Here is a 25,235-nt window from a genome sequence, read left to right on the forward strand (position 1 = left end):
GCGTGGATCAGCGGCAGCCTGACTTCAGCGACGGGCACAGGTACAGGTCAAACGACTTGCCGGGTTCCAGGGTCAGGGTGTAGCCGCGGCAGACATGGCCGTGTATCGCCGTGACGTTGTAGGTGCCTTCTGGCAGGTTCAGCTCCACTAGCGGCCCGGCCGCGTCCTGGCTGAAAACCCGGCGGCCTTGCAGGTCGTCGATCTCCAGCCGCAGCACGGCGTTGGGTTCGGGGCGCTGAGTTTCGGCCGCGGGGTACAGGCCGCGCAGCCATTGCAGGGTATGGGTCAGGTACTTGCCGCTGCCCGCAGGGTTGGCCGTGGCATGGATCAGCAAGCGGGCTTCGGCGGCAGGTACATCTTGCGAGGGCGCGGTGGGCAAAGCGTTGGACATGTGGGGCATGGGCGGATCGGCCTGTATGCGGTTCGGCTTAGGCTGCGATCGAGTCGCTGCTGTCATTGGCGCGGCGGTTGCGGGCGCGTTTGACCAGCACCGTCACCAGCAGCGCAGTCGCCGCCGAACCTGCCATCACCGGCGAGTTGCTGAGAATTTTCACCAGGCCATCCACAGCCTCTACCTGTACCTGTTGCACATGGTGGACCAGGGCGACCACGTCGCTGGGGCTGACGCTTTGCGCGTCTTCCATGCGCACCTGCAGGTCCTGCCAGCCGCTGCGCAGGCGGAACTGGGCGAAGATGCCGTTGGCCACGGCGACCAGCGACAGCACGCCCAGCGGGCGCAGCAAATGCTCGAGCAAGCGGCTTTGTTCAGCCGCCGGGCCGGCCGCGTACACCTGGCCCACCAGTTGGGCGATGCGGTCGTCCGACACGGATTCACCCGGTTCTGGGAATGCGGCTGCTAAAGCATGGCGGTTGGGTTGCATGACTGTCGTCCTGGTTATGGCCACCCGCCCAAGGCGCTGGTGGTTTTTATTGTTCCTCGGCAGCTGTGGGTACACGCGTTGCCGAGAACAATTTTGCACCCTGCGGGGCGGCAACAGTATGTCTACCAGGTCTAGCTTGTGTTGCATTTGTAATATTACGAAGGCAGCAGCAGCGCCAGTGCCCGCGCCAAGTCGGCGCGCTGCATGGGCTTGGTGAGCAGCTTGGAGACCCCGGCGCTGGCCGCCCGCTGGGCCAGCGAGGCGCCGCCGTAGCCGCTGACCATCAGGATAGGCAGCGTGGGCGTCAGCTGGCGGATCGCCTCGGTCAGCTGGATGCCGGTCATGCCGGGCATGACCTCGTCGGTCACCACCGCGGCAAAGCGCTGGGGTTCGTCGCGCAAGGCCTGCAGCGCGGCGATCGGGTCGGTGTAGCCAACCGGCTGGTAGCCCATGCTGCTGAACATCTCTTCGGCCAGGGCCACCAGGGTGGGTTCGTCGTCGACCACCAGCAGGGTCTGGCCGCCACCGACAGAGGCCAGTGCGGCGCCGGCCTTGGCCGCATCTGGCGCATCGGTGCATTCCGGGAAGTACAGGGTGAAGCGCGCGCCCTGGCCGGGCTTGCTTTGTACGTCGATGGCGCCGCCGAATTCGGCCACCACGCCGTGCACCACGGCCAGGCCCAGGCCGGTGCCCGCATGCGCGCCGCGGGTGGTGAAGAAGGGCTCGAACAGCCGCTCCATCACCTCGGGCGTGATGCCGGTGCCGCGGTCGGTGACACTCAGCACCAGGTAGGGGCCGGGCAGCAGCTGGGTGTGCGACAGCACCCGCAGCGCCGGCACCTGTTCGCGCACCAGTTGCACGCCGACCATGCCGCCCTGGGGCATGGCCTGCATAGCATTGGTACACAGGTTCATCACCGCCTCGAAGGCCTGGGTCGGGTCGCCGCGCAGCAGCGCGCCATGGGCTTCCAGCCCGCGCTCCAGCACCACACCGGGGCGCAGGGTGGCGGCCAGCAAGGTCAGCACCTCGGCCACGATGGGCTCCAGCTCGAACACCGTGGACGCGCAGCCGCCGCCGCGGCCGAACGACAGGATCCGCTCCACCAGCGCCTTGCCGCGCAGCGCGGCTTGCAGCACCTTGTCGAGGTGACGGGCCTGGGCACTGCCGGGGGCGGCGGCGTCCTGCGCCATTTCGCCAAAGCCGACGATGGCCGCCAGCACGTTGTTGAAATCATGCGCCACGCCGCCGGCCAGCTCGCCCAGCGATTCCAGCTTGTTGGCGCGCGACAGCTGGGTTTGCAGCGCCGCCTGGGCGGTGGCGCGGCGCTGGTTGGCGCCATGCACCAGGTGTACCGAGGCGGCCAGTACCACCAGCAGCAGCACCAGGCCGACGGCGGTCAGCTGGGCGGCTTCGCGCCAGGACACCAGCATCACGTCGAGGTCGCGGGTCAGCACCACTTCCAGGCCGTAGCGCTCCAGGCTGTGCAAGGCCACCAGGCGTTCTGTGCCGTCGGGCAATTGGCGCAGCTCGGTACTGCGCTGGGTGGCCAGGCGCTTGGCAATGGTGGCCTCGTCCCAGCGGGCTTTGTTGACCACGCCGCCGACCAGCAGCACGCCATCGCGCCGGAATACGGCCATGCGGGCATCCGCCGCGGGCGAGGCGACCGAGAAAGCGCCCAGCAAGGCTTCGGCCGGCATGGTGGCAAAGATCCAGCCACCCGAGCCGTCCAGCGGCCGGGTGAAGGGCACGGCCATGGTCACCAGCATGGTGTGGCTGCGTGGGTCGGCGAACGGCCGGCTGACGGCTACCGCGTCTTCGTCCAACTGGTTGAGCCCAGGAGAGAACGAGGCCGGGTCGGGCAAGGCGCTGGGGACGGATGCGGCCAGCAGCCGGTTGTTGCGGTCCACCAGGGACAGCGAGTCGACCATGGACATCAGTTCGGTACGGGTGCGCAGCGCGCGCTCGGCGGCGGTGCCGGTAGTCGGCAGGCTGCCTTCTTCCAGCTCGACCTGCATGGCGTGCAGGCCGGCGTTCATGCCGCGCAGCTCGCGGTGGATCTCGTCGGTCAGCGCCAGCGACAGCAGGCTGAGTTCGCGTGCCTGGCTGTCGATGGTTTCGCCGCGCAAATGCCAGAGCGCCACCACGGCGGTCACCACCAGGGACAGACCCAGGCCCAGACCCACCGCCCACAGCCGCGGCACGGTAGCCCAGCGCTTGCGCAAAATGCCTTGCATACTTCCCCTGTTGCGTGTGCCGTTGGCTATCGCCGATACTTTGCGACTTAGCTAGAACATGAATCCATGAACACTACCACCGCCCCGCACATTCTAGTGATCGACGACGACCCCAGTATCCGTGAGCTGGTGGTTGAATACCTGGGCAATAACGACCTGCGGGTCAGCGCCGGTGGCTCCGGCCGCGAGCTGTTCGAGCTGGTAGACCGCGAAGCCATCGACCTGGTGCTGCTGGACCTGAAGCTGCCCGGCGAAGACGGCATGCAGCTGGCCCGCACCTTGCGCGAGCGGGCGGCCGTGCCCATCATCTTCCTGACCGGCCGCAACGAAGAGGCCGACCGCGTGATGGGCCTGGAACTGGGCGCCGACGACTATGTGACCAAACCGTTCAGCCCGCGCGAGCTGCTGGCCCGGGTGCGTGCCGTGCTGCGCCGCTACCAGGTGCAGGCCACGCTGCCCGAGCGTGACAACAGCCGGCGTGCGTTCCGCTTCTCGGGCTGGGAGCTGAACCTGCGGACCCGCCGCCTGGTGTCGCCGACCGGCGAATCGGTGGAGCTGTCGAACGGCGAGTTCAGCCTGCTGGGTGCGATGTGCCGGGCGCCGCGCCGGGTGCTGTCGCGCGACCAACTGCTGTCGATGTCGCGCCTGCACGAGGCCGAGGTCTACGACCGCACCATCGACGTGCAAATCCGCCGTCTGCGGCTGAAGGTCGAGGTGGACTCGGCCAACCCGGCGCTGATCCTGACCGAGCGCGGTGCCGGCTATCTGCTGGCCAGCGAGGTCGAAACCCTGTACTGAAGCCATCGGCCGGCCGCCGGCTTAATCGGAGGTGCTGGTCGACCACATGCGCAGGCGGCTGTGGACCTTGGTGGTGCCGGGCACATTGCTGGCGATCTTGCGTGCCTGCGACTCCTGGATCGGGGAATTGATCCAGCCGCTGAGGGTGATGGCACCGTCGTCGGCCAGTACTTTCACGTTCTTCACCGTGCTGTCGCCCAGCGACTTGCCGAGTGCGTCGGCCACGGCTGCGGCCAGGGCCTTGTCATTGGAGGGCGCGTTGCTGGTCGGGGCGGCGCTGGCTACGATGCTGGCTGTGTCCGTGGCCGCCACGCTGGAGGACATCAGGAAAGGGCCGGCGGCGAGAGCGAGCAGGGCGCCAGCGGCGATACGGGAAATGCGGGGTGTCATAAAAAGCTCCTTGTGGGTTGCGCCCATGTGGCGCGATGGGGTGATCTTCGCGCCGCCCTGGTGCACCGGTATGACGGCCCAAGCCTGCTCTATGACATCTGTAACCCGCGGGTAACTTTGCGCTGATTTTGCTATTAATATAGTAGCTGCTAGTGCACGCAGCTTGTGCACTGCAAGGATTTTTGTTTCAAATTTCCGCAGCGTGGCCCAGGCGGGCAAACAGCCTGCGGGTTATCATTTGCCAAGCCTCGCGTACCCTCTTTTCCAGGAACCTGCACACCATGAACACCAGCACCCGCACCGTCTCCATCGAACGCACCGAACGCCCCTGGGGCTGGTATGAAAACATGCACGAGGCGCCGGGCCACAAGGTCAAGCGCATCGGCGTGCACCCCGGCCAGCAGTTGAGCCTGCAGAAGCACCACCAGCGGGCCGAACACTGGGTGGTGGTGATCGGCACCGCCATCGTCACGGTGGGCGACAAGGTGCTGGAACTCAGCCCCGGCCAGCATGTGGACATTGCCATCGGCGAAGTGCACCGCCTGGCCAACAAGACCAGCTCGCCGGTGGAAATCATGGAAGTACAGTACGGCAGCTACCTGGGCGAAGACGACATCGTGAGATTACAAGACGACTACGGCAGGGAGTAAGTACACCCCCAGGCTGCGCGCACTTCGTGTCGCTACGCCAACCCCCTTGCAGGGGGCGATACCAGTGGCCCGGCGAAGCCGGTTCCACGGTATCTCTGGAGGGGGCCTCGCTGCGCGGGCCGGGGGCTGACAGGGCTTATTTCTGGCCGCTGAGGTTCTTCAGCATGTCGCGCACCATCGCATCCAGGTTGTATTCGGCCTTCCAGCCCCAGTCGTTGCGCGCGGCCTGGTCGTCGATGGAGCGTGGCCAGCTGTCGGCTATCGCCTGGCGGTAGTCGGGTACGCAGTCCAGACTGAAGCCGGGCACGTAGCGCGCAATCGCCTCGGCGATCTGCACCGGGGTGAAGCTGATGCCGCCCAGGTTATAGGAGCCGCGCTCGCGTATTTTTTCCGCCGGCGCTTCCATCAGTTCCAGCGTGGCGCGGATGGCGTCGGGCATGTACATCATGGGCAGGGCGGTGTCGGCGGCCAGGAAGCTGGTGTAGCGGCCGAGTTTCAGCGCGGCGTGGAATATCTCGATGGCATAGTCGGTGGTACCGCCGCCGGGCGCGGTCTTCCAGCTGATCAGGCCCGGGTAGCGCAGGCTGCGCACGTCCACGCCGTGGTTGCGGTGGTACCAGTTGCACCAGCCTTCGCCGGCCAGCTTGGAGATGCCGTACACCGTGGTCGGGTCCATCACCGTCTGCTGCGGCGTGTTGTCGCGCGGGGTGCTGGGGCCGAAGGCGGCGATGGAGCTGGGCCAGAAAACCCGTTGCAGCTTGTGGGTGCGGGCCAGCTCCAGCACATTCAACAGGCTCTTCATGTTCAAGTCCCAGGCCCATTTGGGGTGCTGTTCGCCGCGCGCCGACAGTGCCGCGGCCAGCAGGTAGATCTGGGTGATGTGGTTGCGCTCTACCACCTCGGTGAGGGCGGCGTTTTCGGTCACGTCCAGTGCTTCGTGGTGCACGCCGGGCAAGCGGCCCTGGGGCACCTGGTCGCTGGTGATGACGGCCTCTGCGCCGTGGCGCTGTACCAGGGCCTGGGCCAGTTCGGTGCCGATCTGGCCGTTGGCGCCGATGATGAGAATCCGGGTATCCATATTTTCCTTTTGTGCTTAGACATCACTGCCGTGAGGCCTAAGCGCATCCTTATTAATTAATCAACGCCAACTCACGCCCGGCCTGGATGAAGGCCGCCACTGCGCGCTCCAGGTCGGGTCGGGTATGGGCTGCACTCAGCTGCACGCGGATGCGGGCCTGGCCCTTGGGCACGACCGGGAAGAAGAAACCCACCACGTACACGCCCAGCTCCAGCAGCCGGGCCGCCAGCTGCTGGGCGACCACGGCGTCATAGACCATGATGGGCACGATGGGGTGGTCGCCGGGCTTGATGTCAAACCCGGCCTGGGCAATCGCGCTGCGGAAGTAGGCGGTATTGTCGGCCAGCGTGTCGCGCAGGGCGGTAGAGCCCTCCAGCAAATCCAGCACGGCTATCGATGCGCCGACGATGCTGGGGGCTACGGTGTTGGAGAACAGATAGGGCCGCGAGCGCTGGCGCAGCAGGTCTATGACTTCGCGCCGCGCGCTGGTAAAGCCGCCGGAGGCTCCGCCCAGCGCCTTGCCCAGGGTGCCGGTGATGATGTCCACTTGACCGAACACGCCACGGTGCTCGTGTGTGCCGCGGCCGGTCGCGCCGATGAAGCCGCTGGCATGGCATTCGTCTATCCCGAGCAGGGCGCCGTACTGGTCGCACAGCTTGCGCATCACATCCAGCTGGGCGATGGTGCCGTCCATGGAGAACACGCCATCGGTAAACACCAGGGTGTGGCGCGCGCCATCTCCTTGGGCCTGCTGCAGCTGGCGCTCCAGGTCGGCCATGTCGTTGTGCGCGTAGCGGTAACGCTTGGCCTTGCAGAGTCGGATGCCGTCGATGATGGACGCATGGTTCAGGGTGTCGCTGATGATGGCGTCCTGCTCGCCCAGTAGCGGTTCGAACAGGCCGCCATTGGCATCGAAGGCCGCCGCGTAGAGGATGCTGTCCTCGGTGCCCAGGAAGGCCGACAGCCGCGCTTCCAGCGTCTTGTGCAGGTCTTGCGTGCCGCAGATGAAGCGCACCGAGCTCAGGCCGTAGCCATGGGTTTTGAGTGCGTCTGCGGCGGCCGCCACCACCGCCGGGTGGCTGGACAGGCCCAGGTAGTTGTTGGCGCACAGGTTCAGCACCTCGCGCGCCGAGCCGTCGGCAGCCAGGGTCTGGATGCGCGGGCCCTGGGCGCTGGAGATCACCCGCTCGGCCTTGTACAAACCGGCGTCGCGGATGCCTTGCAGCTCTTGCTGCAGGTGGGCGTAAAAGTCGGGGGTGGTCGCCATGGCATTCTCTTTCTGTAGACGGTCGGGCACAATGCGGCTTATGCAGTAAATCGAAATTGTGCTGTATATCGAACAAAAAATCAATATAGTGGATAAATCCCTTCGTCAAACTATGCTGCAACGTTCCTCCAAATCCTCCCCTGCTGCCAGTCCGCCTGCAAGCGCCGAGCCGCCGCGCGTCGGCGATACCCTGGCCGCGCTGCGCCAGGCGCAATCGCTGTCGCTGGACGCCTTGTCGCGCAAGGCCGGTGTCTCCAAGTCCATGCTGTCGCAGATCGAGCGCGCCCAGGCCAACCCCACGGTGGCGGTGGTCTGGCGGCTGGCCAATGCGCTGGGTGTGCCGCTGGGCGATCTGCTCGGCGCGCCGCCGCCGCCGGCCGCTCCGGCGATCACCGTGGTGCCCGCCCATGCTACGCCGTCGCTGCGCAATCCGGACGGGGCCTGCGAGCTGCGCATCCTTGGGCCCATCGACCTGGCCGGCCAGTTCGAGTGGTATGCGCTGAGCCTGCAAGGCGGCGGCGCGCTGGAGTCACAGGCACACGAGGACGGCACGCGCGAACATCTGACCCTGCTGACGGGCGCGGTGGAAGTCGTGTCGGGCGACGAAAAGCAGCGCCTGAAGCCTGGCGAAACCGCCCGCTACGCGGCCGACCGGCCGCATCTGATCCGCAACCTGGGCAAGGGCGAAGCCACGGCCTGGCTGGTCGTGGTGCATGCGCTGTAGGCTATCAAAAGAATAGCTACTCGCGCAGGTGGAATATGCGCTGGAGGCCGTTTTTGCTTAAAACGACGGGCCAGGGTCAAACGCCCAGTTCCTTGAACACGTCCTTGGCGGTGCGGAAGCTGTCGATGGCCGCGGGCGCGCCGCAGTAGACGGCGGTTTGCAGAAAAACCTCTTTGATTTCGTCCTTGCTGACGCCATTGGTCAGCGCGCCGCGCAGGTGCAGCTTGAGCTCGTGCGGCCGGTTCAGCGCGGTCAGCATGGCCAGGTTCAGCAGGCTGCGGGTCTTGCGGTCCAGGCCCGGGCGGTTCCAGATGTCGCCCCAGGCGTACTGGGTCACCAGCTCCTGCATGTCGCGGTTGAAGTCATCGGCGTTCTGGATCGCCGCGTCCACATACTCGGCGCCCAGCACCTCGCGGCGGGTTTTCAGGCCTTGGTCAAACAGCTCTTGGTTCATGGGGGCTCCCGGTAATAAAAGGATGCGCCACTCTAAGCGATGTGTTGCTGCAGCCCTTCCACCAAGGCATCAAAGGTGGCGCGGCAGCGCGGGCTGTGGCGCAGGTTCTCGTGCATGGTGATCCAGGTCTCCAGCGGCAGGCTGGCTTGCTCTGGCAGCAACCGAACCAGCTCCGGCTTGCGCCGCGCCAGTGCCACCTGGCAGATGCCGATGCCGGCGCCGGCCTGGATCAGCGCCCAGTGCGCCAGGTCGCTGTCGCTGCGCAGCGCGAAGTTGTCGCGCTTGAACACGCCTTGCAAGGACTTGCCGATGCTGCGGATAAACGGGGTTTCGGTGTCGAAGCCGATCAGCGCGTGTTGTGCCAGGTCGGCCAGGCTGCGCGGCGTGCCGTGCTGCTCCAGGTAGCGCTGGTGGGCGTGCAGGCCTAGCTCGACCGTGCCAATGCGGCGCGCCACCAGCAGCTCCTGCTGGGGCCGCAGCATGCGCACGGCGATGTCGGCCTCGCGGTGCAGCAGGTCTTGGACCCGGTTGCTCAGCAGCAGCTCGATCTTCAAGTCGGGGTACCGCGCGCGCAGCCGGGTCAGGATGGGCGGCAGCACCTCCACGCCAATGATCTCGCTGGCCGTGACCCGTACCGTGCCGCGCACACCTTCGCCTTGGCTGGACGCGGTGCGCTGCAGGGCGGCCGCCGTGCTGGCCATGGCTTCGGCGTCGCTGCGCAAGGCCAGCGCGGCCTCGGTGGGCAGCAGGCCGGCCTGCGAGCGGGTGAACAAGGGTAGCTTCAAGGCCTGCTCCAGCGCGGCAATGTGCCTGCCCACCGTCGGCTGGGCCACGCCCAGCGCACGGGCGGCGCCGGACAGCGAGCCTTCCTGCAAGACGCCTAAAAACGAGCGGTAGAGTTCCCAGCCAATATCGGTTGCCATGCATAAATGTATAGCCGCTGGTGCATGTTCGGCAATTCCATTTGAATGCCACAGCTTCCAGAATCGCCCCATCCCTACTTTTTTGGAGCATCTCATGGACAACAAGCAGACGGTTTTGGTCCTCGGCGCAACCGGCGGCATTGGCGGCGAAATGGCCCGCCAGCTGCGCGACGCCGGCTGGAAGGTACGCGCCATGCAGCGGAGCGTGCCGGCGGCCGGCGAGCTGAAAGACGGCATCCACTGGCTGCGCGGCGACGCCATGCAGCAGGCCGATGTGCTGGCCGCGGCCCAGGGCTGCAGCGTCATCGTGCATGCGGTGAACCCACCCGGCTACCGCCGCTGGGCCGAGCTGGTGCTGCCCATGCTGGACAACAGCATCGCCGCCGCCAAGGCGGAGCGCGCCACCATCGTGCTGCCCGGCACGGTCTACAACTACGGGCCGGATGCGTTTCCGCTGCTGGCCGAGACCGCACCCCAGCAGCCGCTGACGCGCAAGGGCGCGATCCGGGTGGCGCTGGAGCAGCGTTTGCAGGCCGCCAGCCAGCAGGGCGCGCGGGTGCTGGTCGTGCGGGCTGGCGACTTTTTTGGCCCGCAGGCCGGCAACAGCTGGTTTGCCCAGGGCCTGGTCAAGCCGGGGCGGGCGGTGCGCAGCGTCAGCAACCCGGGGCGCGTCGGTGTGGGCCACCAGTGGGCTTACCTGCCGGATGTGGCCCGCAGCATGCTTGCCTTGCTGGCACGGCGAGACAGCCTGGACGCGTTTTCCAGCTTCCATTTCGGCGGCCACTGGGATGCCGATGGCAGCCAGATGGCCCAGGCAATCTGCCGTGTGGTGGCCCGGCGCGGTGGGGTCACTCCCCGTGTGGCGGCTTTCCCGTGGTGGTTGATGCGGCTGGCCGCCCCCTTCGTGGAAACGCTGCGCGAGTTGCAAGAGATGCGTTACCTGTGGCAGCAGCCGGTGCGCTTGGACAACGCCAAGCTGGTGGCTGTGCTGGGGCGCGAGCCGCATACCGCGCTGGACGTGGCGGTAGAGGCGACGCTGGAGGGCTTGGGCTGTTTGCCGGTGGCCCAGGTGGAATCGAGCCTGCTATTGAATCAGTAGCTGCTGGCGCAGGTAGATATTGCGCCAGGCCCTGTTTTCATGCATGAAGATCAGGTGTAGCGCTTGTTGCGCAGGTTGTTCTTGATTTCTTGCAGCTTGGGGGTCAGGTGCTCGCCGCCGATGCGCAGCGCCACGCAGGTGGCGAGTATGTCGATGATCATCAAATGCAGCAGGCGCGACACCATGGGGCTGTAGCGCTCGTAGCCTTCGGGGTGGTTGGCGGCCAGGTGGATGTGGCCAGCGGAGGCCAGGGGCGAGCCGCTGGTGGTGATGACGATGGTGGTCGCGCCGTTCTTGCGCGCGATGTCGCAGGCGTCCATCAGGTCGCGGGTGCGGCCCGAGTTGGAGATGATCACCACGCAGTCGCCCGGGTCCAGCATGGAGGCACCCATTACCTGCATGTGGCCATCGCTGTAGGCAATGGTGTGCACGCCCAGGCGGAAGAATTTGTGCTGCGCGTCCTGCGCCACGATGCCGGAATTGCCGGCGCCGTAGAACTCGATGCGCTTGCCGGTCTTGTAGGTGGCGGCCAGGGTTTCGGCGGCTTTTTCCAGCGCGCTGGTGCTGGCTTCGTTGCGGTATTTGAGGAAGGCGGCGACGGTGTTGTCGATCACCTTGACCATCACGTCGCTGGTCTTGTCGTCCACGTCCACGCTGCGGTGGATGAAGGGCACGCCCTCGCTCACGCTGCCGGCCAGCTTGAGCTTGAAGTCGCTCAGGCCGTCATAGCCCATGCTGCGGCAGAAGCGCACCACGGTGGGCTTGCTGACGTGGGCCCGGTCGGACAGCTCGCTGACAGGCAGGTTGGCAAAGGCGCGCGGGTCGGTCAGCACCAGCTTGCCCACGCGCTGCTCGGCCGGGGCTAGCGACGAAAGGGAAGCTTTGATGCGGTCTAGCATGGCTCACCCCCAGGCTTCGCGCACTGCGTGTCGCTTTCGCCAACCCCCTTGCAGGGGGCAATGCCGACGGTCCGGCAAAGCCGGTCCCGTGGCATTTCTGGAAGGAGTTTGTTCATGGCGTTCAGTGTGGTTGGGGGCTGGTCAGACATGGATGTCTAGGACTCTTCGCTCCAGCAATAGCCATCTCTGGCAATCATCGCGCTGGAAGCGCTGGGCCCCCAGGTGCCAGCCACATAGGGGCGTGGGCCGGCGGCGTCGTTCTTCCAGTGTTCGATGATGGGTTCGACCCAGCGCCAGGCTTCTTCCTGCTCGTCGCTGCGCACGAACAGGTTCAGGCGGCCGTCGAGCACGTCGAGCAGCAGGCGCTCGTAGGCGCCCACGCGCTCGGAGCCGAAGCGCTTGTCGAAGTCCAGGTCCAGCTGCACCGGTGCCAGCGACTGGCTGGCCGAGCGGCTGCGGTTGCCCTGGGCTTGCGCCAGCAGGTGCAGCTCGAGCCCGTCCTTGGGTTGCAGGTTGATCACCAGGCGGTTCGCGGCGCCGACCGGCGCGTTGAAGATCGGGTGCGGTGTTTGGTGGAAGTTGACCACGATGTGCGCGTCGCGTCCGGCCAGGCGCTTGCCGGTGCGGATGTAGAACGGCACGCCGGCCCAGCGCCAGTTAGCGATTTCGGTGCGCAGCGCGACAAAGGTTTCGGTCTGGCTGTCGGGGCTCACGCCCAGTTCTTCGCGGTAGCCGGGCACTTTCGAGCTGCCCGACTTGCCGGCGCTGTACTGGCCGCGGATCACGTGCTGCGACAGGGTCTCGGCCGTCCAGGGCTTGAGCGAGCGCAAGACCTTGAGCTTTTCGTCGCGGATGGCATCGGCGTGCGAGTTGATCGGCGGCTCCATGCCGATGGCGCACAGCAGTTGCAGCGCGTGGTTTTGCACCATGTCGCGCAGTGCACCGGTGTTTTCGTAGAAGGCACCGCGCTTCTCCACGCCCAGGTCTTCGGCAATGGTGATCTGGATGTTGGCGATGTGCTCGCGTTTCCACAGCGGCTCGAACAAGGCGTTGCCAAAGCGCAGCGCAAACAGGTTTTGTACCGAAGGCTTGCCCAGGTAATGGTCGATGCGGAAAACCTGGTTTTCCTTGAAGCAGCGGCGCACGGTTTCGTTGATTGCGCGGTTCGAGGCCAGGTCGTGGCCCAGTGGCTTTTCCAGCACGATGCGGGTTTTGTCGGTGTTCAGGCCGGCAGCCGCCAGCTGCTCGCAGACGGTGGTGAACAGGCCGGGCGCGGTGGCTACGTACATCACCACCGAGTCGGCGTTGCGCTCCGTGAGCGTGGCGGCCAGGGTGGCGTAATCGCCGGGCATGGACAAGTCCATGCGCTGGAATTCCAGCAGGGCGGCGAAGCGCGCGAATTCTTCGGCGTTCGGGCGCTTGGCGCCTTCGACGCTGTCAAAGCGCGACTTGATGAGTTCGCGGTACTGGTCGTGGCTCAGGTTGTCGCGGCCTACGCCGATGATGCGGCCGCCTTCGGGCAGGGTGCCGTGGCGGAAAGACTGGAACAGGGCGGGCATCAGTTTGCGCCAAGCGAGGTCGCCGGTGCCGCCGAAAAGGACTAGATCAAAGCTCATGGGGAAGGTGCATCCAAAATGATGATCGACAATGTAACTTAGTTTCAGGTTTTTGCAAATGCGGTGGCGAAAAATACTTTTTCAGGCCCGTTTACTTGGTGTTTTCCCGCTTGTGGCGCTTTCAAACCGCGGGATAAGCTGGGTTGGTAATCTAGTTACTCTTGGGTCTCTATGAAACAAACTATTTGGACCGCGGCCGTGGCTGCCTTGGCTATGGGTTTGCCGGCCGGCGCCATGGCCCAGGGGCAGGTCAACATCATTTGTTCGGTGCAGGCCGAGTGGTGCAGCATGCTGTCTACCGTGTATGCGCGGACCACCGGGGTCAAGGTGAATATGTCGCTCAAAGGCTCGGGCGAAGCCCTGGCCCAGCTGACGGCCGAGAAAGAAAACCCCAAGACCGACCTCTGGTTCGGCGGCACCGGCGACCCGCATCTGCAGGCCGCCGAGCAGAACCTGAGCCTGGAGTACAAATCGCCGTTGCTGGCCCAGCTGCACCCCTGGGCGCAGCAGCAGGCCCAGCAGTCGGGCTACAAGACGGTGGGCATTTATTCGGGGCCCTTGGGCTTTGGCTACAACACCGAGCTGGTCGCCAAAAAGAAGCTGCCCATCCCCAAGACCTGGGCCGACTTGCTCAAGCCCGAATACAAGGGCGAGATCCAGGTGGCGAACCCGGCCTCCAGCGGCACCGCCTACACCATGGTCGCCACCCTGGTGCAGCTGATGGGCGAGGACAAGGCGTTTGACTACCTGAAGGGCTTGCACCAGAACGTCAGCCAGTACGCCCGCTCGGGCACCGGCCCGATCAAGGCGGTGGCGCGCGGCGAAACCGCGATTTCCATCAGCTTTGTGCACGACGCACCGGGCGAGAGGATGCAGGGCTTTCCAGTCGACACCGTAACCCCCGCGGACGGCACCGGCGCCGAGATCGGCTCCATGAGCCTGGTCAAGGGCGCGCGCAATCTGGAGGCCGCCAAGAAGTTCTACGACTGGGCGCTGGCCCCGTCGACCCAGGAAATGGGCGCCGCGGCCAAGCAGTTCCAACTGCCCAGCAACAAGAGCGCCAAGCTCGATGAGCGGGTGCCCGACTTCAAGAAGATCAAGTTCATCAACTACGACTACGCCAAATACGGCTCGAGCGCCGAGCGCCGCCGCCTCATCGCCCGCTGGGAAAAGGACGTGAACTCGCTCCCCCGGTGACTGGCACACCGCTCAGGTGTTAGGGGCGTGCAGCAGCGCCCCCGGCCCGCAAGATTTCGTAACCCGAAAGATGGCCGTGCAGCCGCTGCGGGGCGGTTTTGTTTGTACTATTCTAGAGTTTGCACCGCGTGGGTGCGGCTCTTGCTCCAGCGAAAGAACCCCGCGTCTCCTTGGGTTCTGACTACTACGAAGACAACCATGTCCCAACTCGACTCCCTCAAGCAATTCACCACCGTGGTGGCAGATACCGGCGACTTCAAGCAGCTCGGCGTGTTCCTGCCCACCGACGCCACTACCAACCCGTCGCTGATCCTCAAGGCTGTGCAAAAGGCCGACTACCAGCCGCTGCTGGCCGAGGCCGTGGCCAAGTACCGCGGCCGTCCGCTGGACGAGATCACCGACCGGCTGATCGTGCGCTTTGGCTGCGAAATCCTGTCCATCGTGCCGGGCCGCGTGTCCACCGAAGTCGATGCGCGCCTGAGCTTCGACACCGCCGCTACCGTGGCCCGCGGCAAGCGCCTGATCGAGATGTATGCGGCCGAAGGCATTGCCAAGGAACGCATCCTGATCAAGGTGGCCTCCACCTGGGAAGGCATCCAGGCTGCAGCCCAGCTGGAAAAAGCCGGCATCCGCACCAACCTCACGCTGCTGTTCAGCTTTGCCCAGGCCGTGGCCTGCGGCCAGGCCAAGGTGCAGCTGATCTCGCCCTTCGTCGGCCGCATCTACGACTGGTACAAAAAGACCGCCGGCACTGCCTGGGTGGAAGCCGATATGGCCGGCGCCAAAGACCCGGGCGTGATCTCTGTAACGCAGATCTACAACTACTACAAGCGTTTCGGCATTGCCACTGAAGTCATGGGTGCGAGCTTCCGCAACGTCGGCCAGATCACCGCCTTGGCCGGTTGCGACCTGCTGACCATCAGCCCCGACCTGCTGGCCCTGCTGGCCGAATCCAATGCGCCGCTGAACCGTACGCTGGACGCCAAAGCTGCCCAGGCCATGGACCTGGAAGAAGTCAAGCTGGACGAGGCGGCTTTCCGCTTTGCCCTGAACCAGGACGCGATGGCCACCGAAAAGCTGGCCGAAGGCATCCGCGGCTTCGTGGCCGATGCCATCAAGCTCGACAAACTGCTGGCGGCTTAATTTCACTCACCCCCAGGCTACGCTGCGCTACGCCAACCCCCTTGCAGGGGGCGATACCGACGGCCCGGCAAAGCCGGTTCCGTGGTATCCCTGAGGGCGGTGCGTTCTGACTGTCGTTTGGGGTTACCCACTTATAAAACCCAAAAGGACCAAAAGATGGACGCATTCCACCGCCCCCGTTGTGACACCGTGCCCGCCTGGGCACAGCTCCAGGCCCAGTACGCTGCCACCGGTGCGGCGCTGGATTTGCGCCAGGCTTTCGCCGCCGAACCCGGCCGGTTTGCCGCCTTCAGCCAGGATGCACCCTACGTGTTCGCCGATCTGTCGAAGAACCGGATCGACGCGGCCACCCAGAACCTGCTGTTCGACTTGGCGCGCCAGACCGGCGTGGAGGTGCACCGCGACGCGATGTTCGCCGGCGCCAAGATCAACACCACCGAAGACCGCGCGGTCATGCACTTTTTATTAAGAAAAAGTGCTCCCACGCAGGCAGCACCTGCGTCAGCAGCTATCAAAAATGAACTGGCCGAGGTGCATGCTACCCTGGATGCGATGCTGGCGTTTGCCGAAACCATCCGGGCCGACAGCGGCATCACCGACGTGGTGAACATCGGCATCGGCGGCTCGGATCTGGGCCCGCTGATGGCTACGCTGGCGCTGGATGCGTTTGCCACGCCCAGCAAGCGCATGCACTTCGTGTCCAACGTCGACGGCCACGAGCTGGCGGCGCTGCTGCCGCGTCTGCAGGTGGGCAGCACCTTGTTCCTGATCGCATCCAAGACCTTCACCACCACCGAGACCATGACCAATGCCCGCTCGGCCAAGGCCTGGTTCGAGGCGCAGGGTGGCACCGACACGGCCCGCCACTTTGCGGCACTGACCACCAATGTGGCGGCGGCCAAGGACTTTGGCATCAGCACCACCTTCGGCTTCTGGGACTGGGTGGGCGGCCGCTATTCCATGTGGTCGGCGATTGGCCTGCCTGTGGCGATTGCGATTGGCGCGGCCAACTTCCGCGACTTCCTGGCCGGTGCCGAGGCCATGGACGAGCACTTCCGCAGCGCGCCGCTGGAGCAGAACCTGCCGATCCGTCTCGGCCTGCTGGACGTCTGGTACCGCAACTTCCACGGCTTCAGCAGCCGCAGCATTGCGCCGTACCACAGCGCGCTGCGCCGCCTGCCGGCCTATCTGCAGCAGCTGGAGATGGAGAGCAATGGCAAGCAGGTGGACATGCAAGGCCAGGCATTGCCCTTCGATACCTGCCCGGTGCTGTGGGGCGAAGCCGGCACCAATGGCCAGCATGCGTACTTCCAGATGCTGCACCAGGGCACGGACGTGGTGCCTGTCGAATTCATTGCCGTCAAGAAAGCCCGCCACAGCCTGGCCGGCCACCACAACACCTTGCTGGCGAACGTGGTCGCGCAGGCCCAGGCGCTGATGGTCGGCAAGGTAGATGCCGGCGGGCACCGCAACTTCCCGGGCAACCGGCCCAGCACCTTCTTGCTGCTGGACGACCTGACCCCGGCCAGCTTTGGCGCGCTGATTGCGTTGCAGGAGCACCGCGTGTTCGTCAGCGGAGCGCTGTGGGGTATCAACAGCTTCGACCAATGGGGTGTGGAGCTGGGCAAGGTGCTGGCCAAGGACATCGAGCCGCGCCTGCAGTCGGGCGATGTGACGGGGCTGGACGGCTCCACCGCCGGCCTGTTGAACCGCCTGCGCTAAGCCTTTACGGTTGTGGCGGCTGCGGGGCGCACAGACGCTGGAAGTTGGCCTCCAGGTTGCGCACGAACAAGGGTGTGTCGAACAGCACGCCGTGTTCGTGCACTTCTTTCAGATGCGCACGCAGCCGGCTGCAGGCCTGCGGATCGGTGGCCAAAGCCACGGCTTTTTCCTCGTAGTCCTGCAGGTTGTAGGTGATCAGCTCGGGCAGCTGGGCGGCGGTGAGCAGGGCGCCCGCCATGCGCGAGGCAAACGAGCGGCCGCAGTAAGTGAGCACCGGTAGCCCCATCCACAGCGCATCGTTGGCCGTGGTACCGGCGTTGAACGGAAAGGTGTCGAGGAACAGATCGGCCACCGGAAACCGGCCCAGGTAGTTCTCGGGCGAGACCCGGGGGGCGAAGAACAGCCGCGCCGGGTCCACGCCCCGGGCTTGGGCTTCGCGCACTAGGTTCTGCTCGGCCCAGGGGTTGTCCGACAGCAGCCACAGCAGACTGCCTGGGGTGCGCAGCAGGATGCGCATCCAGGTATCGAATACCTCGGGGGTGTATTTGTAGTTGTTGTTCAGCGAACAAAACACAAAACCCTCGGCCGGCAGGCCGCAGCTGGCGCGGCTGGGCGTGGCGGCTACGCCGCGCTGCCGGTCGCTGACCTGGTAAATGTCCGGCATGTACAGCGGCTTTTCTGAGTAATGCGGCGCAATTTCCTCGGGGATCAGGAATCGGTCGGCGATCACATAGTCGATAGACGGCAGGCCGGTGGTGGCGGGCAGGCCCAGATAGGTGATCTGCACAGGGGCAGGGTGGTAGGCCAGCATATTGGCCCGTGCACCCGAGGTCTGGCCTTGCAGGTCGACCAGGATGTCGATTTCATGGTCGCGGATCAGCTGGGCGGCGGCTTCGTCGCTAAGCTGGTCGATGCGGAAGAAATGGTCCATCGCGGCAATCACCCGTTGGCGCATGGCCGAGCCGTCTTCCGGGCTCCAGCAAAAGCCATAGACCTCAAATTGCGAACGGTCGTGCAGCTCGAACAGCTGGGCGGTAAGCAGCGACACCGGGTGCATGCAGAAATCCGATGAGGCGTAGGCGATACGCAGCTTGCGGTGCTGGTAGCCCTGTGCCGGCGCCAGCCGGGGCACGTCGGAGAGGACTTTTTTGTGCACAAAGCGGCGTGCGGCGGCCAGCTGCACTGCCGGGTCGTCGGTTACGCTCAGCATGGCCAGGGCGGAGGTGCATTCCAGCATGGTCTCCACGCTGATGCCATCGAGCGGGGCATAGATGGGCCAGACGCATTGCTTTTGGCGCAGGTGCACCCAGTGGTGCACGACATCGGGCTGGTGCGGGTCGATGGCCAGGCTGCGGCCCAGGAACTGCAGCGCGTCCTGGAACTGCTTGCGGGTGTCCAGCACGCGGCCGAGGTGGTTCAGTGCCATCAAGACCAGGGGGCGACTCTCCGGTGCAGCGGGTGAAATGTTCTGTTCGACCCAGCGCCATTCCAGCAGGGCTTTGTCGATGTGTCCCATGCGTTCGTAGAGCATGCCCAGATTCAGCCGTGGCTGGATAAACGCCGGGGCGATGGCGATGGCGCGCAGGTAGGCGGCTTGCGCTCCCGGCAGGTCGTTCTGGTTGGAGAGGGAGACGCCGAGATTGAAGTTGACGGCGTGGGCGTAGGGAGAGTCGGTGCGGGTCAGCCAGGTCTGGTACAGCACGATGGCCAGGGGCCCCAGTTGCTGGGCTTCAAGTTGCGAAGTGCAGTCGATCAGCTCTGGAAACTCAAGTTCTTGCCGCCATGCACGCAATACTGCGGACGCGAATGTCTCTTCCATTGTTTTCACAGGCGACCCAAAAAGTACGGATTGAAAACCATCGTACCTCAATAAATGCACCGGTTTTTGCGTCCACTTCCCGCCCACGCAGGCGGGCGACTGCCTCAATAATGGGCCACCCATATTCGAGTCCAAAGCGCCACCCCACCATGTCCAGGGCCACCATTTTGTTTGCTGCGTTGCTTTTGTCGGCATGCGCGCAGACATCGGAGTTCCAGCGTCCGTCGCTGCCCGTGCCCAACGCCTGGCCGGGCAAGACCGGGGCCGAGAGCCAGCAGGCCGCGGCCCAGATCCATTGGCACGCGTTCTTTTCCGACCCGCAGTTGCAGGCCTTGATTGAAGCCACTTTGGAGAACAACCGGGATTTGCGCATTGCCGCGGCCCGGGTGGTGGAGGCGCGCGCGCAGTACAGCGTGGTGCGGGCAGACCAGCTGCCGCTGCTGAATTTTCTAGGGTCCAGCAACACTACCCATACGGCGACCGATTTTGTCGGCGACGGCGTCAAGTCCTCCAGCCAGCGCTTCGATGTGTCGTTGTCGTCCGTGTCTTACGAGCTGGATTTTTGGGGCCGCCTGGCCAGCTTGTCGGAGGCCGCCCGCCGAAGCTATTTGGCCACCGAGGAGGCGCAGCGCGCGGTGCAGCTGTCCTTGATTTCCGATGTGGCGACCTCGTATTTCATGCTTTTGCACACCCGGGAGCTGACGGATCTGACGCGCCGGACCCTGGATTTGCGTGAGCAGTCGCTGGCCTTGATCGCCAAAGGCAAAGACGTAGGTGGCATGGACGATTACGTGTTCCAGCAGGCCGAGGGCATGGTGGAGTCCACGCGGTCGATGCTGGCAGAGATCGAGCACCAGCATACGATGGCCGAGAACCGCCTGAATCTGCTGGTCGGCAAGGTGTCCGAGCTGCCGACCGGTGGTAGGACGATCCAGGAGCAAGGCCTGGATACGGAGCTGGCCGCTGGTTTGCCTGCCGAGGTCTTGCTGTTGCGACCGGATGTGATGTCGGCCGAACAGCGCTTGCTGGCGGCGCACGCCAATATTGGTGCGGCCCGCGCGGCTTTTTTGCCCAAGGTCACCCTCACGGCGAGCCTGGGCCTGGCGAGCCAGGGCTTGTTCGGCCTGTTCAGTGGCGGCGGTGCCTGGGTCTTCCAGCCCTTGTTGTCGCTGCCGATTTTTGACGGCGGGCGCTTGGCTGCCGGGCTGGACATTGCGCAGGCGCGCAAGGTGATCGCCGTGGCGGAGTATGAAAAGACCATACAGCAGGCGTTTCGCGAGGTGGCCGACTTGCTGTCGGCCCGTGCCTCGTTGTCCCGGCAACTGCGTTCTTCCACTGCCAATGTGAACGCCCAGGCCAAGCGCTTACAGATTGCCGAGGCCCGCTTCAAGGCCGGTATGGTCGGCTATCTGGAGGTGCTGGATGCGCAGCGCGATATCGTGGCGGCACAGCAGGCCACCGCCCAGGTGCGCAGGCTGCAGCTGGAATCTGCGGCCCAACTCTATAAGGCATTGGGCGGAGGTTCGGCGGCATGAGCGGCTGCGTCGTGGTGGTTGCCGCAAGTGGGGTTGTATGGCGCTGAAAAGCCCGGCGTACGAGAAGCGTACCTTCATCAATACCCTGAAGTCGGCTCGGCTTGGGCTGCGGGACGCCCAGTACGAGGTGGGACTGATGTATGCCAATGGTATCGGTGTCGAGCAGGACTTCGAGCAGGCCATTCACTGGATCCACCAGTCGTCGGAGCGCGGCTATGCGGCTGCCCAATATCTGCTGGCAACGCGCTTTGTGAGTGGCGTGGGGATCGAACAGGATCACTCCAAGGCGGCTTACTGGTTTCAGAAAGCCGGTGAGCAAGGGCACGCCAAATCCTTGTACCGGCTTGGCAAGCTGTATGCGGCAGAGTCGCAGGACTTGTCGCGTGGCTGCATGGCCAAGGCCGCGGAGCTGGGGGTGGCGGAAGCGCAATCGGCGTTGGGAGCCATATATGCGGGGGGCAATGGCGTCCCTGTAGACAACAAGCAGGCCGCGTACTGGTACGGATTGGCAGCGGAGCAGGGGCTGGCGTCTGCGCAATGTGCGCTGGCGGATCTGCTTGCCGACCCGCAAAGCGGTGTGGTGAATATCGATTCCGCGCTGTTCTGGTACCGCAGGGCTGCCCAGCAATGCTCGCCGGTTGCGCAGGTTGCCTTGGAGTACCTGGATGCCAGCGGCATGGGGCGCTCCAAGGCGCGCGGGCGCCCTCGCCCCAAACCCGGTGGTATCGAGCGCCGGCAGGCCGACGGGGATTGGGCTGCGGTGGCCGAGCAAGGCGATGCGAATGTGCAATACCACCTGGGTCTGATGTATGACCTGGGACTGGGGGTAGAACAAGATGCCGGTCAGGCGGATGCCTGGTATTTAGCGGCTGCGCAGCAGGACGATGTCCGGGCGCAGCTGGCTTTGGCCAAGCGGTACGAGGCGACCGAGGACGCACTGGCGTTGTCCTGGTACCACAAGGCCGCCGCGCAGGGTGACGTGGAGGCCCAGTTTGCCTTGGGCCGCAGATATTGTTCGGGCCAGAGTGTGGAGCAGGATTTCTTGGCCGGGTTGGCTTGGTACTTTAAGGCGGGAGAGTCGGGTAACGCGCCGGCCTTGATGACATTGGGCAGCTTTTTCAGCAGCGGGCTGGAACATGTTGCTGCAGCCTGTTTCAAGAAGGTTGCCGAGCAAGGCGATGCGGAGGCGCAGTTTCTGCTGGGGCAGCAATATGCCGCGGGCAAAGGCGTAGAACAAGACGTGGTCCAGGCCTTTCTATGGTGCCAGCGGTCCGCAATGCAAGGGTACGCCCAGGCCCAATGCGCCTTGGGCGGCATGTACCTCAAGGGCAAGGGAGTCGAAAAAGACTTCCAGCTGGCCCTTTCCTGGTACCAGAAAGCCGCAGACCAGGGTGATGCGAAGGCGCAGTGGAACCTGGGTTCCATGTATGCCAGCGGTGGCGACGACCTGAAAAGGAACCTCCGGCAGGCCTTTGCCTGGTGCCAAAAGGCCGCCGACCAGGGCTTTGTTGCCGCCCAGTCTTCGCTGGGGCTGCTGTTTTCACTCTCTAAAAAGCCCGAGCAAGCCGTTCTGTGGTGGAGTAAGGCGGCCGATCAGCAGGACCCCGAAGCCCAGTACAACTTGGCGTTGATGTACGGAAAAGGCGAGGGGGTAGAGAAAAACCCCTTGCGCGCTTTCCATTGGTTTCGCAAGGCGGCACTGCAGGGCGTGCTCAATGCCCAATCCAGGTTGGGAATTTTGTATGCAACTGGCGATGGCGTTGCACTGGATTCCATCGAAGCCCACAAATGGTTTGTGATCGCGGGAGCCGCTGGCGACGCTGCTGCGCTTGCGAATCAGAAGCGTTCTGAGTCTCAACTTGGCGCTCCGCAGTTACTGGAGGCGCAACGCCGTGCAAAAGAGTTCATCGCGCATGACATACCGCACTAAAGAGGGCAGCATGTCATTACATAATCTTACGTTTAGTACATTCTTCAATTTAAATTTACTTTTTCTTAACAAAGTGTTTAAGTTGGTACAAAAGCTGCCGAAGACAGAGATGTGCGTTAAAGCGTAGCTGGTTTTTGGTTGGTGTGTCAAAAAATTCCGGCGTATCTGTTTGGTCGATGGAGCGGTTTCTTTTTTGGGAAACTGCTCTTTAAAAAATACTGTGATGACATCCTGATGTCGAAGGGCTGAAAAATGAGTATTGTTACTGGCTTGACAACGGCGCAAATTGCGGCCTTAACGACGTTTCAAATTCAATCTTTATCGACCGGTGATATCGTTGCGTTGACCACCTCACAGGTGGCGGCTTTCACGACCGACCAGGTCGTAGCGCTGAAAACGGCGCAAATTGCCGCTTTGACGACAGCCGATATGGCGGCGTTGAGCACCACCCAGATAGCGGCCATAGAAACAGTTGACATCGCTGTTCTAAAAACGGCGCAGATAGCGGCATTGACCACAGCAGGTGTGGCTGCGCTGACCACCAGCCAGATCCAGGCGGTGAGTACGGCGGGTGTTGCTGCATTGCAAACCGCGCAGGTGGCCGCGCTGACAACCAACCAAGTCGTAGCGCTGACAACCGGCCAGGTGGCATCACTGTCTACAAGCGGTGTGGCTGCCTTGACGACCAGCCAGGTGGCTGCGATCGAAACAGCAGACGTTGCCTCCCTGAAGACCAATCAGATTGCGGCCTTGACAACCGCCGGTGTGGCCGCTCTGACAACCAACCAGGTCCAGGCCGTGAGCACGGCCGGTATTGCGGCTCTGAGCACCAACCAGGTGACGGCTTTGACAACCAACCAGGTTGTGGCATTGACGACGGGCCAGGTTTCATCTTTGACGACCACCGGCGTAGCCGCGTTGAGTACCAGCCAGGTGGCGGCGATTGAGACAGTTGATATTGCCGCCCTGAAGACTAGCCAGGTTGCGGCCTTGACGACCGCAGGTGTGGCCGCTCTGACAACCAACCAGATCCAGGCGGTCAGCACGGCCGGTGTGGCCGCCTTGCGCACCTCGCAAGTGGCCGCGTTGACGACCAACCAGGTCGTGGCCTTGACAACGGGCCAGGTGGCATCGTTGACGACGGCCGGCGTAGCCGCCCTGAGCACCAGCCAGGTGGCGGCGATCGAGACAGTAGACATCGCGGCCCTGACGACCAACCAGGTCGCATCGTTGACCACGGCAGGCGTAGCCGCGCTGACGACCAACCAGGTCGTAGCGTTGACGACGGCACAGGTTTCTTCGTTGACTACAGCGGGTGTCGCTGCATTGACGACGACACAGGTGGCCGCTATCGAAACGGCCGATGTGGCCGCATTGAAGACTGGCCAAGTTGCAGCTCTGACCACGGCAAGCGTAGCAGCGCTGACAACCAACCAGGTCGTAGCGTTGACGACGGCACAGGTTTCTTCGTTGACTACAGCGGGTGTCGCTGCATTGACGACTACCCAGGTAGCGGCCATCGAAACGGCCGATGTGGCCGCGTTAAAGACTAGCCAGGTTGCAGCTTTGACGACCGCCGGCGTCGCAGCTTTGACGACCACCCAGGTCCAGGCAGTGAGTACCGCCGGTATTGCGGCTCTGAGTACTGGTCAAGTAACGGCTCTGACAACGAATCAAGTTGTGGCCTTGACGACCGGCCAGGTTGCTTCGTTGACCACCGCCAACGTTGCCGCTCTCAGCACCAACCAAGTGGCAGCGATAGAGACCATCGACGTTGCAGCGCTGAAGACCAGCCAGGTTGCGGCTTTGGGCACGGCTAGCATTGCTGCGCTCACGACCAACCAAATCCAGGCAGTTAGCACGGCAGGCATTGCTGCTTTGAGCACGGGGCAAGTGTCTGCACTGACCACCAACCAGGTCGTGGCATTGACAACCGCGCAGGTGCCCGCCCTGAGTACGGCCGGCGTTGCTGCACTGAGTACTTCGCAGGCTGCTGCGATTGAAACCAGAGATATCGCTACGCTGACCAGCACACAGGTGTTGGCGCTGACGACGGCGCAAGTCGTTGCACTGACGACGGCGCAAATCGTTGCACTGACGACGTCGCAGGTTAGTACCCTGACAACGAATAGTGTGGCTGCGTTGACGACCACCCAAGTCGCAGCGATAGAGACTGTCGATGTAGCTGCGTTGAAGACCAGCCAGGTTGCTGCTCTTACCACCGCCAGTGTGGCCGCTCTGACGACGAATCAAGTCCAGGCTGTAAGCACTGCCGGTATTGCGGCTTTGAGTACGGGCCAAGTGACAGCCCTGACGACGAGCCAAATTGTGGCGTTGACTACAGGCCAGGTCGCTTCGCTGAGCACTGGCTCGGTGGCTGCCCTGAGTACCAATCAAGTTGCCGCCATCGAGACTGCGGATGTTGCGGCTCTCAAGACCAACCAGGTTGCAGCACTGACCACGGCTGGTGTGGCAACCTTGACCACCAGTCAAATTCAAGCTGTGACCACGGCGGGCATTGCAGCGCTGGGTACGGGGCAAGTGGCTGCTTTGACCACAAACCAAGTCGTGGCTTTGACTACAGGTCAAGTTGGTTCGTTGACGACTGCGGGCGTAGCGGCGCTGACGACCAACCAGGTTGCTGCCATCGAAACTGTTGATGTAGCAGCACTCAAGACCAGCCAGATCGCGGCCTTGACGACCACGGACGTCGCAGCTTTGACGACCAACCAGATCCAGGCGTTGAGTACCGCCGGTATTGCGGCCCTGAGCACCAGCCAAGTGGCGGCGTTGACGACGAACCAGGTTGTAGCGCTGACGACAGCCCAGGTGTCTGCACTGACTACGGCAGGCGTGGCGGCTCTGAGCACCAGCCA

21 protein-coding genes are annotated in these 25,235 nt (G+C 64.0%); 10 read left to right on the top strand and 11 right to left on the bottom strand.

From position 1 onward, the window contains the following. Window positions 1-7: 7 nt before the first annotated feature. The 3 genes from J2X19_RS20870 to J2X19_RS20880 all read right to left on the bottom strand — a co-directional run bounded on the left by J2X19_RS20870 (window position 8) and on the right by J2X19_RS20880 (window position 3,115). Window positions 8-400: a hypothetical protein gene (locus J2X19_RS20870; protein WP_116604157.1), complete on the bottom strand. Its 393-nt coding sequence runs from the start codon at window positions 398-400 to the stop codon at window positions 8-10. A gap of 28 nt (window positions 401-428) precedes the next feature. Beyond that, window positions 429-881, bottom strand: coding sequence for a hypothetical protein (locus tag J2X19_RS20875; protein ID WP_310376174.1), 453 nt, complete (start codon window positions 879-881; stop codon window positions 429-431). Between the two features lie 155 nt (window positions 882-1,036). Beyond that, window positions 1,037-3,115, bottom strand: a complete 2,079-nt coding sequence (locus tag J2X19_RS20880; RefSeq protein ID WP_310376176.1) for a sensor histidine kinase — start codon at window positions 3,113-3,115, stop codon at window positions 1,037-1,039. Between the two features lie 66 nt (window positions 3,116-3,181). Here J2X19_RS20880 and J2X19_RS20885 point away from each other — a divergent pair, with 66 nt between their 5' ends. Continuing rightward, on the top strand, window positions 3,182-3,913 hold the full coding sequence (locus J2X19_RS20885) for a response regulator (RefSeq protein WP_092762243.1): 732 nt from the start codon (window positions 3,182-3,184) through the stop codon (window positions 3,911-3,913). Window positions 3,914-3,934: 21 nt separating this feature from the next. Here the strand turns inward: J2X19_RS20885 and J2X19_RS20890 are convergent, their stop codons facing one another. Beyond that, window positions 3,935-4,303, bottom strand: coding sequence for a BON domain-containing protein (locus tag J2X19_RS20890; RefSeq protein WP_165830778.1), 369 nt, complete (start codon window positions 4,301-4,303; stop codon window positions 3,935-3,937). A 281-nt stretch (window positions 4,304-4,584) separates the two neighbouring features. Here J2X19_RS20890 and J2X19_RS20895 point away from each other — a divergent pair, with 281 nt between their 5' ends. Beyond that, window positions 4,585-4,953, top strand: coding sequence for a phosphomannose isomerase type II C-terminal cupin domain (locus tag J2X19_RS20895; protein ID WP_116604153.1), 369 nt, complete (start codon window positions 4,585-4,587; stop codon window positions 4,951-4,953). Between the two features lie 136 nt (window positions 4,954-5,089). Here J2X19_RS20895 and J2X19_RS20900 read toward each other — a convergent pair whose 3' ends face one another. Together J2X19_RS20900 and kbl are read right to left on the bottom strand one after the other, a co-directional pair. Continuing rightward, on the bottom strand, window positions 5,090-6,031 hold the full coding sequence (locus J2X19_RS20900) for an NAD-dependent epimerase/dehydratase family protein (protein ID WP_310376180.1): 942 nt from the start codon (window positions 6,029-6,031) through the stop codon (window positions 5,090-5,092). Between the two features lie 52 nt (window positions 6,032-6,083). Next, window positions 6,084-7,298 carry a glycine C-acetyltransferase gene (gene kbl / locus J2X19_RS20905; RefSeq protein ID WP_310376182.1) on the bottom strand — a complete coding sequence of 405 codons (1,215 nt, stop codon included), beginning with the start codon at window positions 7,296-7,298 and terminating at the stop codon, window positions 6,084-6,086. Window positions 7,299-7,410: 112 nt separating this feature from the next. Between kbl and J2X19_RS20910 the strand changes: the two genes are divergently transcribed. Next, window positions 7,411-8,022, top strand: a complete 612-nt coding sequence (locus tag J2X19_RS20910; protein WP_310376184.1) for a helix-turn-helix domain-containing protein — start codon at window positions 7,411-7,413, stop codon at window positions 8,020-8,022. Window positions 8,023-8,098: 76 nt separating this feature from the next. On the opposite strand, the gene pcaC is transcribed toward J2X19_RS20910, so the two are convergent. Together pcaC and J2X19_RS20920 are read right to left on the bottom strand one after the other, a co-directional pair. After that, window positions 8,099-8,476, bottom strand: a complete 378-nt coding sequence (pcaC, locus tag J2X19_RS20915) for a 4-carboxymuconolactone decarboxylase (RefSeq protein WP_310376186.1) — start codon at window positions 8,474-8,476, stop codon at window positions 8,099-8,101. Window positions 8,477-8,508: 32 nt separating this feature from the next. Further along, window positions 8,509-9,399, bottom strand: a complete 891-nt coding sequence (locus J2X19_RS20920) for a LysR family transcriptional regulator (protein ID WP_310376188.1) — start codon at window positions 9,397-9,399, stop codon at window positions 8,509-8,511. A gap of 94 nt (window positions 9,400-9,493) precedes the next feature. Between J2X19_RS20920 and J2X19_RS20925 the strand changes: the two genes are divergently transcribed. Next, entirely contained in the window at window positions 9,494-10,498 is a 1,005-nt protein-coding gene (locus tag J2X19_RS20925) for an SDR family oxidoreductase (RefSeq protein WP_310376190.1), read from the top strand. A gap of 50 nt (window positions 10,499-10,548) precedes the next feature. Here the strand turns inward: J2X19_RS20925 and J2X19_RS20930 are convergent, their stop codons facing one another. Both J2X19_RS20930 and zwf read right to left on the bottom strand, forming a co-directional pair. After that, window positions 10,549-11,397: a MurR/RpiR family transcriptional regulator gene (locus tag J2X19_RS20930; protein ID WP_310376192.1), complete on the bottom strand. Its 849-nt coding sequence runs from the start codon at window positions 11,395-11,397 to the stop codon at window positions 10,549-10,551. A gap of 155 nt (window positions 11,398-11,552) precedes the next feature. Beyond that, the gene (zwf, locus tag J2X19_RS20935; protein WP_092762223.1) at window positions 11,553-13,013 is read right to left on the bottom strand and encodes a glucose-6-phosphate dehydrogenase; all 1,461 of its coding nucleotides are present in this window, start codon (window positions 13,011-13,013) and stop codon (window positions 11,553-11,555) included. 171 nt (window positions 13,014-13,184) lie between these two features. Here zwf and J2X19_RS20940 point away from each other — a divergent pair, with 171 nt between their 5' ends. From J2X19_RS20940 to pgi, 3 genes are all read left to right on the top strand, one after another. After that, complete coding sequence (locus J2X19_RS20940) at window positions 13,185-14,210, top strand: ABC transporter substrate-binding protein (RefSeq protein WP_310376195.1); 1,026 nt, start codon at window positions 13,185-13,187, stop codon at window positions 14,208-14,210. Between the two features lie 198 nt (window positions 14,211-14,408). Continuing rightward, complete coding sequence (gene tal, locus J2X19_RS20945; protein ID WP_116604145.1) at window positions 14,409-15,353, top strand: transaldolase; 945 nt, start codon at window positions 14,409-14,411, stop codon at window positions 15,351-15,353. Window positions 15,354-15,509: 156 nt separating this feature from the next. Beyond that, window positions 15,510-17,075, top strand: a complete 1,566-nt coding sequence (gene pgi / locus J2X19_RS20950; protein ID WP_310376197.1) for a glucose-6-phosphate isomerase — start codon at window positions 15,510-15,512, stop codon at window positions 17,073-17,075. 4 nt (window positions 17,076-17,079) lie between these two features. Here pgi and J2X19_RS20955 read toward each other — a convergent pair whose 3' ends face one another. Beyond that, on the bottom strand, window positions 17,080-18,894 hold the full coding sequence (locus J2X19_RS20955) for an O-linked N-acetylglucosamine transferase, SPINDLY family protein (RefSeq protein WP_310376199.1): 1,815 nt from the start codon (window positions 18,892-18,894) through the stop codon (window positions 17,080-17,082). 149 nt (window positions 18,895-19,043) lie between these two features. On the opposite strand from J2X19_RS20955, the gene J2X19_RS20960 reads away from it, so the two are divergent. The 3 genes from J2X19_RS20960 to J2X19_RS20970 form a co-directional block, all read left to right on the top strand. After that, the gene (locus tag J2X19_RS20960; protein ID WP_116604142.1) at window positions 19,044-20,429 is read left to right on the top strand and encodes an efflux transporter outer membrane subunit; all 1,386 of its coding nucleotides are present in this window, start codon (window positions 19,044-19,046) and stop codon (window positions 20,427-20,429) included. Window positions 20,430-20,466: 37 nt separating this feature from the next. Beyond that, complete coding sequence (locus tag J2X19_RS20965) at window positions 20,467-22,359, top strand: tetratricopeptide repeat protein (RefSeq protein WP_310376202.1); 1,893 nt, start codon at window positions 20,467-20,469, stop codon at window positions 22,357-22,359. A gap of 252 nt (window positions 22,360-22,611) precedes the next feature. After that, window positions 22,612-25,235 (top strand): beta strand repeat-containing protein (locus J2X19_RS20970; protein ID WP_405048709.1); only part of this gene is annotated, 2,624 nt, incomplete at its 3' end.

The sequence above is a fragment of the Rhodoferax ferrireducens genome, assembly GCF_031458075.1.
GTDB classification, from domain to species: Bacteria; Pseudomonadota; Gammaproteobacteria; order Burkholderiales; family Burkholderiaceae_C; genus Rhodoferax_B; species Rhodoferax_B ferrireducens_A.

What these genes read in the sequence shown, in the direction of transcription:
- J2X19_RS20870 (WP_116604157.1), bottom strand. Translation starts at nt 400, where the DNA reads ATGCCCCACATGTCCAACGCTTTGCCCACCGCGCCCTCGCAAGATGTA.
- J2X19_RS20875 (WP_310376174.1), bottom strand. Translation starts at nt 881, where the DNA reads ATGCAACCCAACCGCCATGCTTTAGCAGCCGCATTCCCAGAACCGGGT.
- J2X19_RS20880 (WP_310376176.1), bottom strand. Translation starts at nt 3,115, where the DNA reads ATGCAAGGCATTTTGCGCAAGCGCTGGGCTACCGTGCCGCGGCTGTGG.
- J2X19_RS20885 (WP_092762243.1), top strand. Translation starts at nt 3,182, where the DNA reads ATGAACACTACCACCGCCCCGCACATTCTAGTGATCGACGACGACCCC.
- J2X19_RS20890 (WP_165830778.1), bottom strand. Translation starts at nt 4,303, where the DNA reads ATGACACCCCGCATTTCCCGTATCGCCGCTGGCGCCCTGCTCGCTCTC.
- J2X19_RS20895 (WP_116604153.1), top strand. Translation starts at nt 4,585, where the DNA reads ATGAACACCAGCACCCGCACCGTCTCCATCGAACGCACCGAACGCCCC.
- J2X19_RS20900 (WP_310376180.1), bottom strand. Translation starts at nt 6,031, where the DNA reads ATGGATACCCGGATTCTCATCATCGGCGCCAACGGCCAGATCGGCACC.
- kbl (WP_310376182.1), bottom strand. Translation starts at nt 7,298, where the DNA reads ATGGCGACCACCCCCGACTTTTACGCCCACCTGCAGCAAGAGCTGCAA.
- J2X19_RS20910 (WP_310376184.1), top strand. Translation starts at nt 7,411, where the DNA reads ATGCTGCAACGTTCCTCCAAATCCTCCCCTGCTGCCAGTCCGCCTGCA.
- pcaC (WP_310376186.1), bottom strand. Translation starts at nt 8,476, where the DNA reads ATGAACCAAGAGCTGTTTGACCAAGGCCTGAAAACCCGCCGCGAGGTG.
- J2X19_RS20920 (WP_310376188.1), bottom strand. Translation starts at nt 9,399, where the DNA reads ATGGCAACCGATATTGGCTGGGAACTCTACCGCTCGTTTTTAGGCGTC.
- J2X19_RS20925 (WP_310376190.1), top strand. Translation starts at nt 9,494, where the DNA reads ATGGACAACAAGCAGACGGTTTTGGTCCTCGGCGCAACCGGCGGCATT.
- J2X19_RS20930 (WP_310376192.1), bottom strand. Translation starts at nt 11,397, where the DNA reads ATGCTAGACCGCATCAAAGCTTCCCTTTCGTCGCTAGCCCCGGCCGAG.
- zwf (WP_092762223.1), bottom strand. Translation starts at nt 13,013, where the DNA reads ATGAGCTTTGATCTAGTCCTTTTCGGCGGCACCGGCGACCTCGCTTGG.
- J2X19_RS20940 (WP_310376195.1), top strand. Translation starts at nt 13,185, where the DNA reads ATGAAACAAACTATTTGGACCGCGGCCGTGGCTGCCTTGGCTATGGGT.
- tal (WP_116604145.1), top strand. Translation starts at nt 14,409, where the DNA reads ATGTCCCAACTCGACTCCCTCAAGCAATTCACCACCGTGGTGGCAGAT.
- pgi (WP_310376197.1), top strand. Translation starts at nt 15,510, where the DNA reads ATGGACGCATTCCACCGCCCCCGTTGTGACACCGTGCCCGCCTGGGCA.
- J2X19_RS20955 (WP_310376199.1), bottom strand. Translation starts at nt 18,894, where the DNA reads ATGGAAGAGACATTCGCGTCCGCAGTATTGCGTGCATGGCGGCAAGAA.
- J2X19_RS20960 (WP_116604142.1), top strand. Translation starts at nt 19,044, where the DNA reads ATGTCCAGGGCCACCATTTTGTTTGCTGCGTTGCTTTTGTCGGCATGC.
- J2X19_RS20965 (WP_310376202.1), top strand. Translation starts at nt 20,467, where the DNA reads ATGGCGCTGAAAAGCCCGGCGTACGAGAAGCGTACCTTCATCAATACC.